At 64.4% G+C, this 13,716-nt stretch carries 12 protein-coding genes; 3 read left to right on the top strand and 9 right to left on the bottom strand.

Features of this window, described 5'->3' with window-relative positions; all coding sequences use genetic code 11:
• Positions 1-71: 71 nt before the first annotated feature.
• Both A7X77_RS02145 and mutS read right to left on the bottom strand, forming a co-directional pair.
• Positions 72-347: a hypothetical protein gene (locus A7X77_RS02145; protein ID WP_064681362.1), complete on the bottom strand. Its 276-nt coding sequence runs from the start codon at positions 345-347 to the stop codon at positions 72-74.
• A gap of 11 nt (positions 348-358) precedes the next feature.
• A complete protein-coding gene (gene mutS / locus A7X77_RS02140) occupies positions 359-3,085 on the bottom strand; it encodes a DNA mismatch repair protein MutS (RefSeq protein ID WP_064681361.1) in 2,727 nt (908 codons plus the stop codon).
• 113 nt (positions 3,086-3,198) lie between these two features.
• On the opposite strand from mutS, the gene A7X77_RS02135 reads away from it, so the two are divergent.
• A complete protein-coding gene (locus A7X77_RS02135) occupies positions 3,199-5,484 on the top strand; it encodes an NADP-dependent malic enzyme (protein ID WP_064681360.1) in 2,286 nt (761 codons plus the stop codon).
• 234 nt (positions 5,485-5,718) lie between these two features.
• Here A7X77_RS02135 and A7X77_RS02130 read toward each other — a convergent pair whose 3' ends face one another.
• The 5 genes from A7X77_RS02130 to A7X77_RS02110 form a co-directional block, all read right to left on the bottom strand.
• The gene (locus tag A7X77_RS02130; protein ID WP_064681359.1) at positions 5,719-6,597 is read right to left on the bottom strand and encodes a GNAT family N-acetyltransferase; all 879 of its coding nucleotides are present in this window, start codon (positions 6,595-6,597) and stop codon (positions 5,719-5,721) included.
• Positions 6,598-6,705: 108 nt separating this feature from the next.
• Entirely contained in the window at positions 6,706-8,982 is a 2,277-nt protein-coding gene (locus A7X77_RS02125; protein WP_064681358.1) for a PAS domain-containing hybrid sensor histidine kinase/response regulator, read from the bottom strand.
• Between the two features lie 55 nt (positions 8,983-9,037).
• A complete protein-coding gene (lspA, locus tag A7X77_RS02120) occupies positions 9,038-9,541 on the bottom strand; it encodes a signal peptidase II (RefSeq protein WP_064681357.1) in 504 nt (167 codons plus the stop codon).
• Positions 9,538-10,398: a TrmH family RNA methyltransferase gene (locus tag A7X77_RS02115; RefSeq protein WP_064681356.1), complete on the bottom strand. Its 861-nt coding sequence runs from the start codon at positions 10,396-10,398 to the stop codon at positions 9,538-9,540. Before A7X77_RS02115 ends, lspA begins: the two co-directional genes overlap by 4 nt.
• The gene (locus A7X77_RS02110) at positions 10,395-11,492 is read right to left on the bottom strand and encodes a class I SAM-dependent rRNA methyltransferase (protein ID WP_064681355.1); all 1,098 of its coding nucleotides are present in this window, start codon (positions 11,490-11,492) and stop codon (positions 10,395-10,397) included. The genes A7X77_RS02115 and A7X77_RS02110 overlap by 4 nt, the downstream gene beginning before the upstream one ends.
• A 455-nt stretch (positions 11,493-11,947) precedes the next feature.
• On the opposite strand from A7X77_RS02110, the gene A7X77_RS02105 reads away from it, so the two are divergent.
• A complete protein-coding gene (locus A7X77_RS02105; protein WP_064681354.1) occupies positions 11,948-12,403 on the top strand; it encodes an SRPBCC family protein in 456 nt (151 codons plus the stop codon).
• 59 nt (positions 12,404-12,462) lie between these two features.
• On the top strand, positions 12,463-12,897 hold the full coding sequence (locus A7X77_RS02100; RefSeq protein WP_064681353.1) for a GNAT family N-acetyltransferase: 435 nt from the start codon (positions 12,463-12,465) through the stop codon (positions 12,895-12,897).
• A 16-nt stretch (positions 12,898-12,913) separates the two neighbouring features.
• Here A7X77_RS02100 and A7X77_RS02095 read toward each other — a convergent pair whose 3' ends face one another.
• Together A7X77_RS02095 and A7X77_RS02090 are read right to left on the bottom strand one after the other, a co-directional pair.
• The gene (locus A7X77_RS02095; protein ID WP_064681352.1) at positions 12,914-13,246 is read right to left on the bottom strand and encodes a lipopolysaccharide assembly protein LapA domain-containing protein; all 333 of its coding nucleotides are present in this window, start codon (positions 13,244-13,246) and stop codon (positions 12,914-12,916) included.
• 161 nt (positions 13,247-13,407) lie between these two features.
• The gene (locus A7X77_RS02090; RefSeq protein ID WP_003544934.1) at positions 13,408-13,707 is read right to left on the bottom strand and encodes an integration host factor subunit beta; all 300 of its coding nucleotides are present in this window, start codon (positions 13,705-13,707) and stop codon (positions 13,408-13,410) included.
• Between the last annotated feature and the right edge of the window lie 9 nt (positions 13,708-13,716).

Here is a 13,716-nt window from a genome sequence, read left to right as displayed (position 1 = left end):
AAATTTGGCGAAATGGTGTTGGCCGGCGGCAGGGTCGGGACGCTTTGAAGCCAGCAGCGGCTTTCGTCAACTCAGTCGGCCGCCTGCGCTTTCAGCGCGTAGAGCACCTGCCGTGTCTCGCCCAGGATCTCTTCGAGCGTCTGCCTGTCGCATTCGCGATAACCCGCCTTGGCGATCGCGGTTGCGAGCTCCGAGATCATAGCGCAACTGCGGGTGATTTTCAGCAGGCCGATCGGCGAGGTCCAGCCGCGCGCATTGCGGTCCCGGTCGGCGCGCCGCATCGTGTCGAGCATGGAGCAGATCAGTGAGAGGCGCTCGGTTTCGCGAACCAGCTTTTCCATGAACATCGGCCGCGCTCCTATTTCAGCTTTTTCTTGAGGTCGTAAAGCGCATCCATCGCCTCGCGCGGCGTCATGTCGTCGAGGCTCATCGCCTTCAACGCCTCCTCGACCTTGGACGGCCCGCGAGCCGCGTCATCGCGGCGCACCGCCACCTGGAAGAGCGGCAGGTCGTCGATCAACTGGCTTGCCGGATTTTTGCGGTCGGCATCCTCGAGGCGGGTGAGCACGTCGCGGGCGCGCGCCACGACCGAGGCCGGAAGCCCGGCGAGGCGGGCGACCTGAATCCCGTAGGAGCGGTCGGCCGCACCGGGCCCGACCTCATGCAGGAAGATGACGTCGCCGTCCCATTCCTTGACACGCATCGTGGCGTTCGATAGCCGGCCAAGTTTCTCCGACAGCACGGTCAGCTCGTGGAAATGCGTGGCGAAGAGGCCGCGACAGCGATTGGCCTCGTGCAGGTGCTCGACGGCCGCCCAGGCGATCGACAGGCCGTCGAATGTCGCGGTGCCACGGCCGATTTCGTCGAGGATGACGAGCGAACGGTCGCTCGCCTGATTGAGGATGGCAGCCGTTTCCACCATCTCGACCATGAAGGTGGAGCGCCCGCGTGCCAGGTCGTCGGAGGCGCCGACGCGGGAGAACAGTCGGTCGACGATGCCGATATGGGCCGATGTCGCCGGTACGAAGGAGCCCATCTGCGCCAGGATCGCGATCAGCGCGTTCTGGCGCAGGAAGGTCGATTTGCCGCCCATGTTCGGGCCGGTCAGCAGCCAGATGGCGCCGTCCTTGGCGCCGTCCTTCGGCGAAAGATCGCAATGGTTGGCGACGAAGGGGCCGCCCGCCTGCCGCCGCAGCGCCTGCTCGACGACCGGGTGGCGCCCGCCTTCGATCGCAAACATCTTCGAGCCGTCGACCTGCGGCCGGCAATAGGCCTGCTCTTCGGCGAGCAGCGCCAGGCCGGCGGCGATGTCGATCACCGCCAGCGCCCGCGCACCGGATTTGATCGCTTCGGCTTCCGCGACCACGGCCGCCGTCATCCTGTCGAAGGCGTCGAGTTCGATCGTCAACGCCCGATCGGCGGCATTGGCGATGCGGCTTTCAAGGTCGGCAAGTTCGGTGGTGGTGAAGCGCATGGCGCTCGCCATCGTCTGGCGGTGGATGAAGCGGGCCTTTGCCTCGGCCGTCTCCGTCATCGGGGCGGCATTGCCAGCGGTGACCTCGATGAAATAGCCGAGAATATTGTTGTGCTTGATCTTCAGCGACCGGATGCCGGTTTCTTCGGCATATTGCAGCTGCAGCCCGGCGATGACGCGGCGCGACTGGTCGCGCAGCGCCCGGACCTCGTCGAGCTCGGTGCTGGCGCCGTCGCGCAGGAAACCGCCGTCGCGCTTCAGCAGTGGCAGTTCGTCGGCAAGCGTCTCGGCAAGCAGCATTTCCAGGCTCGCGGGAAGCGCTTTCAGCCCGGACAGCGCCTCGCCGAGTTCTTCCGGCAGCATGGCGTCTGCGAGCATGGCCGCAACGCCGCCCGCCGCCTGAAGGCCCTGGCGGATGGCGGCAAGGTCACGCGGGCCGCCGCGGTCGAGCGCCAGGCGGGAGAGCGCCCGCGGCATGTCGGGCACATGTTTCAGCGTATCGCGCAGCTTGCCGCAGAGCGACGGCTCATCGATCAGAAAGCCGATCGAATCGAGCCGGGCATTGATGCGGGCGGCATCAGTGAGCGGCGACATCAGCCGCTCGGCCAGAAGCCGCGCGCCGCCGCCGGTGACGGTACGGTCGATCGCCTTCAGCAGCGAACCGTTGCGATCGCCCGACAGCGTGCGGGCAAGTTCGAGATTGGCGCGGGTGGCCGGGTCGATGAAAAGCGTCGAGGCGGCACTTTCCCGCTCGGGCTGCCCAAGCGGCGGACGCTCGGCGATCTGCGTCTTCTCGACATAGGCGACGGCGGCTGCGGCCGCCGCAAGCTCGGCGCGCGTGAAGCTGCCAAAGCCGTCCAGCGTCGAAACCCCGAAATAGCGGGCGATCCGGCCTTCGGCGCTGGCGCTGTCGAACAGAACCGCCGGCTGCGGCACCGCCGTTCGGCCGAGCACGTCAAAGACGGGTTTCAATTCGGCATCGTGGAAGATCGTATCGGGCAGGATGAGCTCGCGCGGATCGATGCGCAGGATGTCGGCGAGCAGCCGCGAACTCTCCGTCTCCGCCAGCCGGAAGACGCCGGTGGAAATATCGATCCAGGCAAGCGCCAGCGCCGGTTCAGCCCCGCCGCGAATGCGGGCGAGCGCCATCAGATAGTTGGATTCCGAGGGCGATAGCAGCTTTTCCTCGGTGATCGTGCCCGGCGTGACCAAACGCACGACATCGCGCTTGACGACGGATTTGCCGCCGCGCTTCTTTGCTTCGGCCGGATCCTCGACCTGCTCGCAGACGGCGACGCGGAAGCCGAGCGAAATCAGCTTCTGCAGGTAATCGTCGGCGGCATGCACGGGAACGCCGCACATCGGGATATCCTGGCCCATATGCTGGCCACGCTTCGTCAGCGTGATGCCGAGCGCGCGCGAAGCCTCCAGCGCATCCTCGAAGAACAGCTCGTAGAAGTCGCCCATGCGATAGAAGAGCAGCGAACCCGGATTGTTCGCCTTGATTTCGATATATTGCTCCATCATCGGCGTCGCCGAGGCACGGCTTTCCGCCGTGGCAAGCTCGGCAGCCGAAAAGGCTTCATTTCCTGTGTCTATTCGTGCGTTCACGGAGGTGCAGTTTTTCCCAAAAAAACAGGTGCCAACCCTATCCGCGCGCCGCTATAGATGACAACAGCATTTGAGGAAGAGCAAAGCGTCGCCCACAGGACGTTGGAGGATTTATGCCCGATATCGATAAGAAGGACCGGCCGGCGACATCAGTGACCGACCAGGAGGCGCTCGATTTTCATGCCATGGGCCGGCCCGGCAAGCTGGAGATCAACCCGACCAAGCCAATGGCAACGCAGCGCGACCTGTCGCTCGCCTATTCGCCCGGTGTCGCCGTCCCCGTCAAGGCGATCGCCGCCGATCCGCAGACGGCCTATGACTACACGGCGCGCGGCAACATGGTTGCGGTCATTTCCAACGGCACGGCGATCCTCGGTCTCGGCAATCTCGGCGCGCTCGCCTCCAAGCCCGTCATGGAAGGCAAGTCGGTGCTGTTCAAGCGCTTCGCCGACGTCGATTCCATCGACCTCGAGATCGACACGGAAAATGTCGACGAGTTCATCAACTGCGTGCGCTTCCTCGGTCCCTCTTTCGGCGGCATCAACCTCGAGGACATCAAGGCGCCTGATTGCTTCGTCATCGAAAGCCGGCTGCGCGAGCTGATGGATATTCCGGTCTTCCATGATGACCAGCATGGAACGGCGATCATCGCCGCTGCCGGCCTGATCAACGCGCTGGAGCTGACCGGCCGCGACCTGAAGACGACCAAGCTCGTCTGCAACGGCGCCGGCGCTGCGGCGATCGCCTGCGTCGAACTGGTCAAGGCGATGGGCTTTGCGCCTGAGAACATCATCCTCTGCGACACCAAGGGCGTCATCTACCAGGGCCGCACCGAGGGCATGAACCAGTGGAAATCGGCGCATGCGGCAAAGACCGACGCGCGCACGCTGAAAGAGGCGATGGATGGCGCAGATGTCGTCTTCGGCCTGTCGCAGAAGGGCGCCTTCTCGGCCGAGATGATCCGCTCGATGGCGGATCGGCCGATCATCTTCGCCATGGCCAATCCCGATCCCGAAATCACCCCGGAAGAGGTCGCCCGCATCCGCGACGACGCCATCATGGCGACCGGCCGTTCGGACTATCCGAACCAGGTCAACAATGTTCTCGGCTTTCCCTATATCTTCCGCGGCGCCCTCGACGTGCGCGCCTCCACCATCAACGACGCGATGAAGATCGCCGCCGTCAGGGCGCTGGCCAATCTGGCCCGCGAGGACGTGCCCGATGACGTGGTCGCCGCCTATCAGGGCAACCGGCCGCGTTTCGGCGCGCAATACATCATCCCGGTTCCGTTCGATCCGCGGCTGATCTCGGCCATCCCGGTCGCGGTTGCGCAGGCCGCGATGGAGACCGGCGTCGCCCGCAAGGTCATCACCGACATGGCCGGTTATGCCCGCGAGCTTTCGGCCCGCCGCGATCCGATCGCCTCGACGCTCGCCAGCCTCTATGAGCGTGTGCGCCGCCGGCCGAAGCGCATCGTCTTTGCCGAAGCCGAGGAAGAGCAGGTCCTGCGCGCCGCACTGTCCTATGCCAACCAGCAGCTCGGTACAGCGCTGCTGCTCGGCCGCGAGGACCTGATCCGGGCGACGGCGGAGCGCGCCGGCATCGATCTCAACCGCCCCGGCCTCGAGATCGTCAATGCCCGTATCTCCACCCGCGTCGAGGCCTATATCGATTACCTCTATGCCAGGCTGCAGCGGAAGGGTTATCTTCACCGGGATGCCCAGCGTCTGATTCACAACGACCGCAACCATTTTGCCGCCTCCATGGTGGCGCTCGGCGACGCCGACGGCATGGTGACGGGCATCACCCGCAACTATTCGACCGCCCTCGAGGATGTGCGCCGCTGCATCGACGAGAAGCCCGGCCACCGCGTCATCGGTGTGTCGCTGGCGCTCTGCCGCGGCCGCACCGTCTTCGTTGCCGATACCGCGGTGCACGACATGCCGAGCGCCGAAGAGCTTGCCGATATCGCCGAGGAGGCCGCCGGCCTCGCACGGCGCATGGGCTATCCGCCGCGTGTCGCGTTGCTCGCCTATTCCACCTTCGGCCATCCCTCCGGCGAACGCTCCGAGCGGGTGCGCGAAGCGGTAAAGATCCTCGACAAGCGCCGCGTCGATTTCGAATATGACGGCGAGATGGCCGCCGATGTCGCGCTGAACCGCAAGGTGATGGAGCAATATCCGTTCTGCCGGCTCTCCGGCCCCGCCAATGTGCTGGTCATGCCGGCCTTCCACTCGGCTTCGATCTCGACCAAGATGCTGCAGGAACTCGGCGGTTCGACGGTGATCGGCCCGATCCTCGTCGGCCTCGACAAGGCAGTGCAGATCACCTCGATGGGCGCCAAGGACAGCGACATCGTCAACATGGCGGCGATCGCCGCCTACGGGGCTGGTTCCTAAGGCTTATCCGCATTCGGCCGAGAGTCGACGGACCAGCGCCTCAACCGGCTGCCGCCACCAATCGGGGTCGAGACCAGCGGCTCGACCCCGGCACGGGTTAGGGTGAGGGGTAACCGCGGCGCAAGCCTTACGAGTGGTTCGTATCGCCGATCCCGGCGTCACAGCGCGCCGAAGCGAGGATCATCGGCATCATGAAGCGACGATCCGGCAAAGCCGCCGTTGTAGCTCAAACGATCAGCTCGCGAAGCGGCCGGCGTCGGCGCCGTAATAGTTCAGGTAGCGGTCGGAAATGCTGGAGATCGGCAGCACGATCAGTACGTCGGTCGTGTTGAAAGCATGATCGATGACGGCGCTGGATCCGACCATCGCGCCGAGGCGCAGATAGCCCTTGATGAGCGGCGGCAGGGCCATCAGCGCCCGCTTCGGGTTGACCGCCTCGACCGGCATCAGGTCCATGTTGCGGGCGAGATGCGGCAGCGCGCCGACGGCCCATTCGTCCTTCGCCAGCACATTATGGTAGAGGAAGGACAGGGCCAGCGCATGACTTTCGAGATAGACGCCGGGGAATGAGGCGCAGCCGAACATGGCGCTCATGCCGTGCTTCAGCGCATAGGCCCAGTTGCCCTGCCATAGAAGCTCGACGGTGCGCTTGGTGCGGTATTCCGGCAGCACGCAGGAACGGCCGAGCTCCATGAAGCGCTTGTCCGGATGCTTGGCGAGAAGCCCCTCGATCTCGAATTCGGAAGCTGAATAAAAACCGCCATTGGCCATGGCGACATCCTGGCGCAGCAGCCGATAGGTGCCGACGATCTGGTCTTCAGAATCGCCCTCGATCGCACGGTCGAGAACAAGAAGATGATCGCAGAAGGAATCATAGGCGTCGACATCACGCTGGCGGCGCATGGCGTCCAGCGGCAGCTGCGCTTTCATTTCGTCGACGAAGACGCGGTAGCGCACCGCCTGGGCGGCGTCGATCTCGCGCGCCGTGCGGGCAAGGCGGGTTTCCAGATTGCCGATGCGGCCAAGGATATCGCCATCCTTCTGGGCAGCAGCCGTCGACGGCCGTGCAGCCTCGGCTATGACGTCACGATTGAGAATGTCGGTGGAGGACATGGCGATTCTCCGGTTGCCGGCTTATCGACGCCATAAAACACTTCTGTACGACAGGAAAGTGACATATTGCATTTCCCGGGGCAAGACGCATGCCGGTCCTCACAGGATCTATCGCGCCTCTGCCCGGCGGGCAGAAAGTGCGGCCACCGCCTGAACTTCGGTCAGCAGCCGCAGCGGGTCGACCGGCTTCACCATGACCCGGTTGGCGCCATTGAGCAAGACCTGGCGGCGTGCTTCGTCGCTCTTGTCGGCGGTCAGCACGATCACCGGCACGGGCGCAAGATCGAGCCGCCGTTCGTGGCCGCGCAGCCGTCCCAGCATGTCGATGCCATTGCCGCCTGGCATCGACAAATCGCTGATGATGATGTCGGGGCGGGCATCGGCCTCGCCGAGGGCGCAATCGAGCAGCGTCTCGAAATCTTCGACATGACGCACCTTGTGGCCGCCTTTTTCCAGGACGACGCGCACCAGCATGGCGTTGATCGGATCGTCCTCACCGAGCAAGATGCTGAGCCCGCTCGCCGCCACCCTCGCCTCCGCCACCGATAGCCCGAAGCCCGGCTGGTTGTCGTTCAGCGCGTCGCGCTTTTCCATGCCGCGCATGCGCCCGCGCAGCACATCGATCAGCGACTGTTCGCGCAGCGGCCGGATGAGCCAGGCATCGAACAGGTCGAGCGGATGGGCGCTGCGCTCTTCCGGGTTGACGAGCAGAACCTTGCGCAGGCCGAGCGCGGCGATTTCGGCGCGATCGGCAAGGTGAGCGGAAAATTCCGCCGACATGCGGTGGTCGACGATGATATCGGTCGGCCGGCCGCCGCTATTGGCCATGCCGAGCAGCTTTTCCCGCGCCGTTTCGCCGTCACCGACGAGATGGCAGATGCCGCCGAGCGCGGTGATGGTCTCGGCGATGGCGGTGCGCGCCGCCCCTGCCGGAGCCAAGAGCACGACGCTGTTGCCGGCCAGCAGCGTGTCTCGCCGGTCGGGCCGCTCGCTGCCGAAATCGACGGGAAAGCGGATGGTGAATTCGCTGCCGAGGCCCTTTTCGCTGGCAACCGTCAATGCGCCGCCGAATTCGCGCATGATGCGCGCCGAAATCGCAAGGCCGAGCCCGGTGCCGCTGCTCTTGTCGGCGACGGTGCCGCCCTGCTCGAACTCGCCGAAGATGCGCGCCTGCTCCTCCGCCGTCATGCCGGGGCCGCTATCGGCCACGGTGATCAACAGGTTGCCGGCGTCAAGCGAGACGCGGATGAAGACGCCTCCGACCTGGGTGAACTTCACGGCGTTGCCGATGACATTGAACAGAACCTGGCGCAGCCGCGCCGGATCGAAGCTCATCTGCTCCGGTACGTCGGATGACACGGTGGCGCCGATCTCGATACCCTTTTCATGCGCTCGGTGGGCCAGCATCTCGACGACGCTTTCGAGCAGCTTGCGCAGCGATTCTGAGCGCGGGTGCAGCTCGAAGCGGCCGACCTCGATCGTGGAGAAATCGAGCAGATCTTCGACGAGCTGCGTCAGCGCGTGGCCGGATTGGCGGATATTCGCCAGATAATTCTGCTGTTCCTGCGTCAGCCGCGTCTCGGCGAGCAGATGCGTCATGCCGAGGATGCCGGAAAGCGGCGTGCGCACTTCGTGGCTGACGGTGGCAAGCAGCCTGGATTTGGCGGCGCTGTTATATTCGGCCTTCTGGCGGGCCTCCTCGCGGCTCTGCGCGATCAGCCGCTCTTCGGTGACGTCGCGGGCAACGCTCTGCAGCAGCAGCCGGCCGTTCGCAGGATCGCGGGTGACGACGTCGCGCCAGACGAAAATGCGCTGGCCTTCCGGTGTCGAGATTTCGACATCGTAGCAATGCGGGATCGGACCGGGGCGGAAGGCAAGGCCGATCTCCTCGCAGCTGCGTCCTTCCGGATGCAGCCGTCCGGTCAGACGTCGAAACGTATCGTTGGCGGAGATGATGCGCCGGTCCATGGTGCGGCCGACAGTGATGTCGCCGAGCACGTCGTGCACGTCGGCGAACAGCTTTGCGCCGTCGTTGCGCTCCGGCAGGGATTGGCGGGGCTTGTTTGCCCCCCACCGGCGGATTGTCAGGACAAGGTAACCGGCAAGCACCGCCAGGCCGAGAACGACAAGCCCGCCTGGCAGCAGCAGCGGATGGCCGGCATGGGCAAGCAGCATGAGGATCGTTGCGGCGAGAAGGCCGGCGCCACTCAGCCAGTAGAACAGCAGGCGCCGTGTCGGCGCGGGCGCCCGGCGGTGATTGGCTTGCGCCGGTAGCCCCGCATGTGGTCGCGGCGAGGGCTGCCCCATCCGCTCCTGATGCGGCTTGGCGGCGGGTCCGCCGAAGGCGGCGGACAATCTTTCCTGCAACTGTCCCAGGTTGTGCATGCTATATGGCTAACATGAGGCCCCTTCCGAATGCCTTCAGGAATTCGATAAGATTTTAGCGGCCGGCCTTTTTCGGCAGCAACAGCTCGTCGAGAATGACGCAGGCCGCGCCGATGGTGATGAAACTGTCGGCGAGATTGAAGACCGCGAAGGACCAGCTTTCGGTGTAAAAGAGGATGTAGTCGATCACATGCCCATAGGCGAAGCGGTCGACAAGATTGCCGATCGCGCCGGCGATGATCAGCGCGTAACCGAGATGGGCGAGCCAGCGATCCTTGGCGGTGCGGTACCACAGCCAGATGACGAAGGCGACGATGATGAGCCGCATGCCGACGATGAACCAGCCGTCCATGCCCGACAGCATCGAAAAGGCGACGCCGAGATTATAGGTGCGGTAGAGCGCCAGCATCGGAAGAACAGGCACGGCTTCTTGCAGCGGCAGGTAATGGTCGACGGCGATCTTGACGACCTGGTCGATGAGAACGGCGGCGACGATGAAGAAGAGGATCGGCGCTGGGCGCGCAAAGAGCGCGGGACGTGCATGCGTCTGTTCGGTCATTTGCCCTCAGCAAGTGAGAGGAGATGGCGGCGCGCCTCGAAAAGCATGACGGCGGTGGCGACGGCGAGGTTCAAGGAATCGGCGCGGCCCTGCTGCGGAATGCGGGCAAGCGCATCGGCCTCTTCGGCGAGTTGCTCGGGCAGGCCGGATTGCTCGTTGCCCATCAAGAGCACGATGGGCTTCTTCCGGTAGTCGATCGTGCGGTAATCGACCGCGCCGGCAAGATGGGTGGCGACAATGGAAACGCCGGCCGATTTCCGCCAGGCGAGGAATTCCTCCGGCGTTGCGCGTGCGACCGGCACGGCAAAGACCGAGCCCATGGTGGCGCGCACGGTCTCGAGCGAGAAGGGATCGGTTGCCTCGCCGACCAGAATGACGCCGGAGGCCCCGGCCGCATCTGCTGTGCGGATGATGGTGCCGAGATTGCCGGGGTCGCGCACGCGGTCGAGCGCCACCCATGTCTCGCCCTCCTTGGGCCGGATGTCTTTGAGCGGTTTCCAGCGCTGGTCGAAGATGCCGACGACCATCTGCGGGTTATCGCGGCGGGTGATCGAGCCGATCACCTTTTCGCTGACTTCAAGCACCAGCCCGCCGGAGGCGACGGTCTTGGCCGCCATCTGCTCGACGAGCGGCTTGCCCTTGGCGGCCTTGGCGTAGACCAGTGTGCGGATCGTCCAGCCGAGTTCGATCGCATCGATGACGAGCTTCAGCCCTTCGGCGAGGAAAGTCCCGCTTTCCTCCCGCGACTTCTTGTTTGTCAGCGCCTTGATGTCCTTGATGATGGGATTGGCGAGCGAGGTGACTTCCTTCACCTGGCCCACCCTGCGCGGTCCCTGATCGTGAAAGTCCTTGCTCATTTCGGCACCCAGCGGGAAAAGAGGGAGGTGGAAAGGGCTCGGCCGGGCGTATTGCCGTCGAGGCCCGCCTCGCGGATCACCAGCTCGCCGGATTCGACCGCCCCGCCGGCACCCCGCATCGTCTCGCGCATCAGCTCATGGATCGAATAGAAGCTGGCGCGGATCGAATAGGCCGTCAGCACCAGGCCCGCCGCCTGCGGCGAGAGGATCTCGCGGCAGACATCCAGCATCAACGGCAGGTGCTCGAAGAGATGCCAGACTTCGCCATTGGGGCCGCGGCCGAATTTCGGCGGATCGGTGAGGATGATGTCGTACTGGCTGCCGCGCCGTTCCTCGCGCAGGATGAATTTCATCGCATCCTCGCAGATCCAGCGGATGGGCAGCTTCTCCATGCGCCCGAGCGCCTGGTTTTCGCGCGCCCAGCCGATCGCCTTCTTCGACGCGTCGACATGCGTGACCTCGGCGCCGGCTGCTGCGGCGACCAGCGAGGCGATACCGGTATAGCCGAAGAGGTTCAAGACTTTTAGCGGCCGGCCGGCCCTTTCGACCTGATCTTTCATCCAGCTCCAGTGGACGATCTGCTCGGGGAAGACGCCGACATGGCGGAACGAGGTGAAGCGGCCGAGGAAATCGACGCCGAGCAGATTGAGCGGCCAGGTCTCGCCGAGTGCAGCCTTCGGGAAGCGCCAGCGGCCGGTGCCTTCTTCATCGGTATCGCCGGTGAAGACGGCGTCGACCTTCTCCCAGATTTGCGGCGCCAGCGAAGGCCGCCACAGCGCTTGGGCCTCCGGGCGGATGATGCGATAGGGGCCGTATTGCTCCAGCTTTTGGCCGTCGCCGCTGTCGATCAGGTGGAAATCGCCGGCACCAAGCGATTCGAGAATGACAGGCACGCGTTCCGTTGGCCGCTCGCCGCTGCGCGTCGTCAGCGGACGCGCGGCTGCGGCCGGCACTGCGCTCTGTCGCGCCGCCTCGCGGGCCACCACAGACTGCGCAACCGGCTTCGCCGGCCGGCCGGCCCGATCGTCCCTGCGGGTTTCACCGGAGGGACCTGACGTCTTCTTCTGGGCCGGCCGGCGTTCTTTCTGTTTCAACGTGCTATTCCGCGTCTCTATCGGGGTGTCTAAAGAGGGTCTGCGTCCGCAACAGCGGCCTTTGCCTATGCACTAGCCCAGAAAAGCGTGCCGGATCAACTGCGCGCCGACGCGGCATTTGTTTCAAATCATAGGACGGCTGCCTGTGCAGCCAATTATCGCGACATGGCCGAAGCTGGCGACTCAAGAGAGAGCCTCATCCTGAGGTGCCTCGCAAGGGGCCTCGAAGGACGAGGCGGGTGCGCTGACATTGGATGAAGGCAAGGAGCAGCGTTGGAGCGCGTCCTTCGAGGCTCCGCCCTATGGGCTGCGCGCCTCAGGATGAGGGGCGTTGCGTTGGAGAATGCCGCGCCGCCAACTGCTTGCCCGGGATCGCCGGATAACATTCGCTCCCCGCCTTGGCAAAAGGCTTCCCCGTTGGGATAAGGTGAGCGAATCGGAGATGGGGCTATCGAATGGATTTCACCGGCGAAGAACGCATCGCGGCGCCGCGGGACTTGGTCTGGGCGGCGCTCAACGACACGGACATCATGCGCGGCTGCATTCCCGGCTGCCAGAGCATCGAGCGGCTGTCGCCCGACACCTTCGAGGCCACGATCAGGGTCAAGTTCAGTCTGCTGTCGGCCACCTTTCATGGGCTGCTGACACTTGCCAATGTCGATGCGCCGAAAAGCTATACGCTGTCGGCCGAAGGCAAGGGCGGCCTTGCCGGCTTTGCCAGGGGAGCCGCCGATGTCGTGCTCGAAGAGCGGGGCGGCGAGACGATCCTGCATTACCGGGCGAGGGCCGAACTCGGCGGCAAGCTCGCCCGGCTCGGCGCCCGCCTGCTCGATTCGACCTCGCAGAGGCTGGCCGAAGGCTTCTTTTCGGATTTCAACGCTGCCGTCGTCGCAAAAATGACCGCCGATTGAGCGCCGGAGGCGTCGGCTGTGGACTTGGCGCGGGCAGGAGCTTGGTTTAAGCCCTCATCATGACATGGACCATCAGGCCGCCGCGGGCGGAAGACCAAGACATGCTTGCGGAAATCTATCTTTCCGTGCGCCGCCAGACATTCGTCTGGGTCGATCCCGGCAAATTCCATCACGAGGATTTTGCCACCCATACCAATGGCGAAACGATCCTCGTCTGCGAGCATGCCGATGGCGCGCTTGCCGGCTTCCTGTCGCTCTGGCCGGAGGACGATTTCATTCACATGCTTTACATCAGACCGGAATTCCAGGGCCTTGGCGCCGGCACGGCGCTGCTGCAGGCGCTGCCGGATTGGCCGCAACATAAATACCGGCTGAAATGCCTGGTGAACAACCGGCGGGCGAAGGCCTTCTACCTTTCCCATGGTTTCGCAGTAACCGGCAACGGCGCGTCGCCGGAAGGCGACTATGAGGAGCTGAGCTTCTCTCCGGTTTGACGCACCGGCAACGCTTTTACCGCGACGGCAGCTGGCCGGCGATATCCTCGGCGTGCGTCCTGTGGCGGTCGGCCTCACCCTGCCAGCGAATGGCTTCCCTGGCCTCGGTGCGTGCCCGCCTGCGGTGTTTGCCCTGGCTGAACCAGGTGGCGGCCGAGCCGATCAGCATGCCTGAAATCAGCGCGATGACCAGGAAGACGAAGAAGGGCGCGGAGACCGCAAGCACCTGATCGTCAGGCCGGAACGGATTGAAGGCGAGGGTGACGCTCTGCCGGTTGGCAACGCAGAAGACGATGAGAATGACGCCGAGCGGCAGCAGAATCAAGAGGTTGACGATCTTCTTGGCCATTGGGGTCTCCATCCGTCGGACGGCGCCGCTCTCTTCGAATGGCGCGTTGTATCTACGCATCGGCCTGAAAATCGATTCCGATTTTCGGGCCGATGGGCTAGCAGAATAGGAAAACCGAGTTCAAGTTCAAGTGCGGTTTCGCCGCAGGCCGGTTGCGCCGCTCAATCCTCTTCGTCGGCCTGGCCGGGATTGAGCCGCTCGCGCAGTTCCTTGCCGGTCTTGAAGAAGGGAACCCACTTCTCCTCGACGAAGACGGTATCGCCGGTGCGCGGGTTGCGGCCGGAGCGGGAAGGGCGGTTCTTGACCGAAAACGCGCCGAAGCCGCGCAATTCGACGCGGTTGCCCGCAGCCAGTGCATCGGTGATCTCGTCGAGAACCGCGTTGACGATATTTTCGACGTCGCGATGATAGAGATGCGGGTTGCGTGCCGCAACAATCTGCACCAATTCGGACTTGATCACAGTCGCCCC

The sequence above is a fragment of the Rhizobium bangladeshense genome, assembly GCF_001662075.1.
Taxonomy (GTDB): Bacteria; Pseudomonadota; Alphaproteobacteria; order Rhizobiales; family Rhizobiaceae; genus Rhizobium; species Rhizobium bangladeshense_B.
This window is presented reverse-complemented; position numbering and strand designations above follow the sequence as displayed.

Excerpts from the sequence above, each read along its gene's own strand:
- A7X77_RS02130 (WP_064681359.1), bottom strand. The coding sequence starts at position 6,597 with ATGTCCTCCACCGACATTCTCAATCGTGACGTCATAGCCGAGGCTGCA.
- A7X77_RS02095 (WP_064681352.1), bottom strand. The coding sequence starts at position 13,246 with ATGGCCAAGAAGATCGTCAACCTCTTGATTCTGCTGCCGCTCGGCGTC.
- lspA (WP_064681357.1), bottom strand. The coding sequence starts at position 9,541 with ATGACCGAACAGACGCATGCACGTCCCGCGCTCTTTGCGCGCCCAGCG.
- A7X77_RS02145 (WP_064681362.1), bottom strand. The coding sequence starts at position 347 with ATGTTCATGGAAAAGCTGGTTCGCGAAACCGAGCGCCTCTCACTGATC.
- A7X77_RS02100 (WP_064681353.1), top strand. The coding sequence starts at position 12,463 with ATGACATGGACCATCAGGCCGCCGCGGGCGGAAGACCAAGACATGCTT.
- A7X77_RS02105 (WP_064681354.1), top strand. The coding sequence starts at position 11,948 with ATGGATTTCACCGGCGAAGAACGCATCGCGGCGCCGCGGGACTTGGTC.
- A7X77_RS02125 (WP_064681358.1), bottom strand. The coding sequence starts at position 8,982 with ATGCACAACCTGGGACAGTTGCAGGAAAGATTGTCCGCCGCCTTCGGC.
- A7X77_RS02135 (WP_064681360.1), top strand. The coding sequence starts at position 3,199 with ATGCCCGATATCGATAAGAAGGACCGGCCGGCGACATCAGTGACCGAC.
- A7X77_RS02115 (WP_064681356.1), bottom strand. The coding sequence starts at position 10,398 with ATGAGCAAGGACTTTCACGATCAGGGACCGCGCAGGGTGGGCCAGGTG.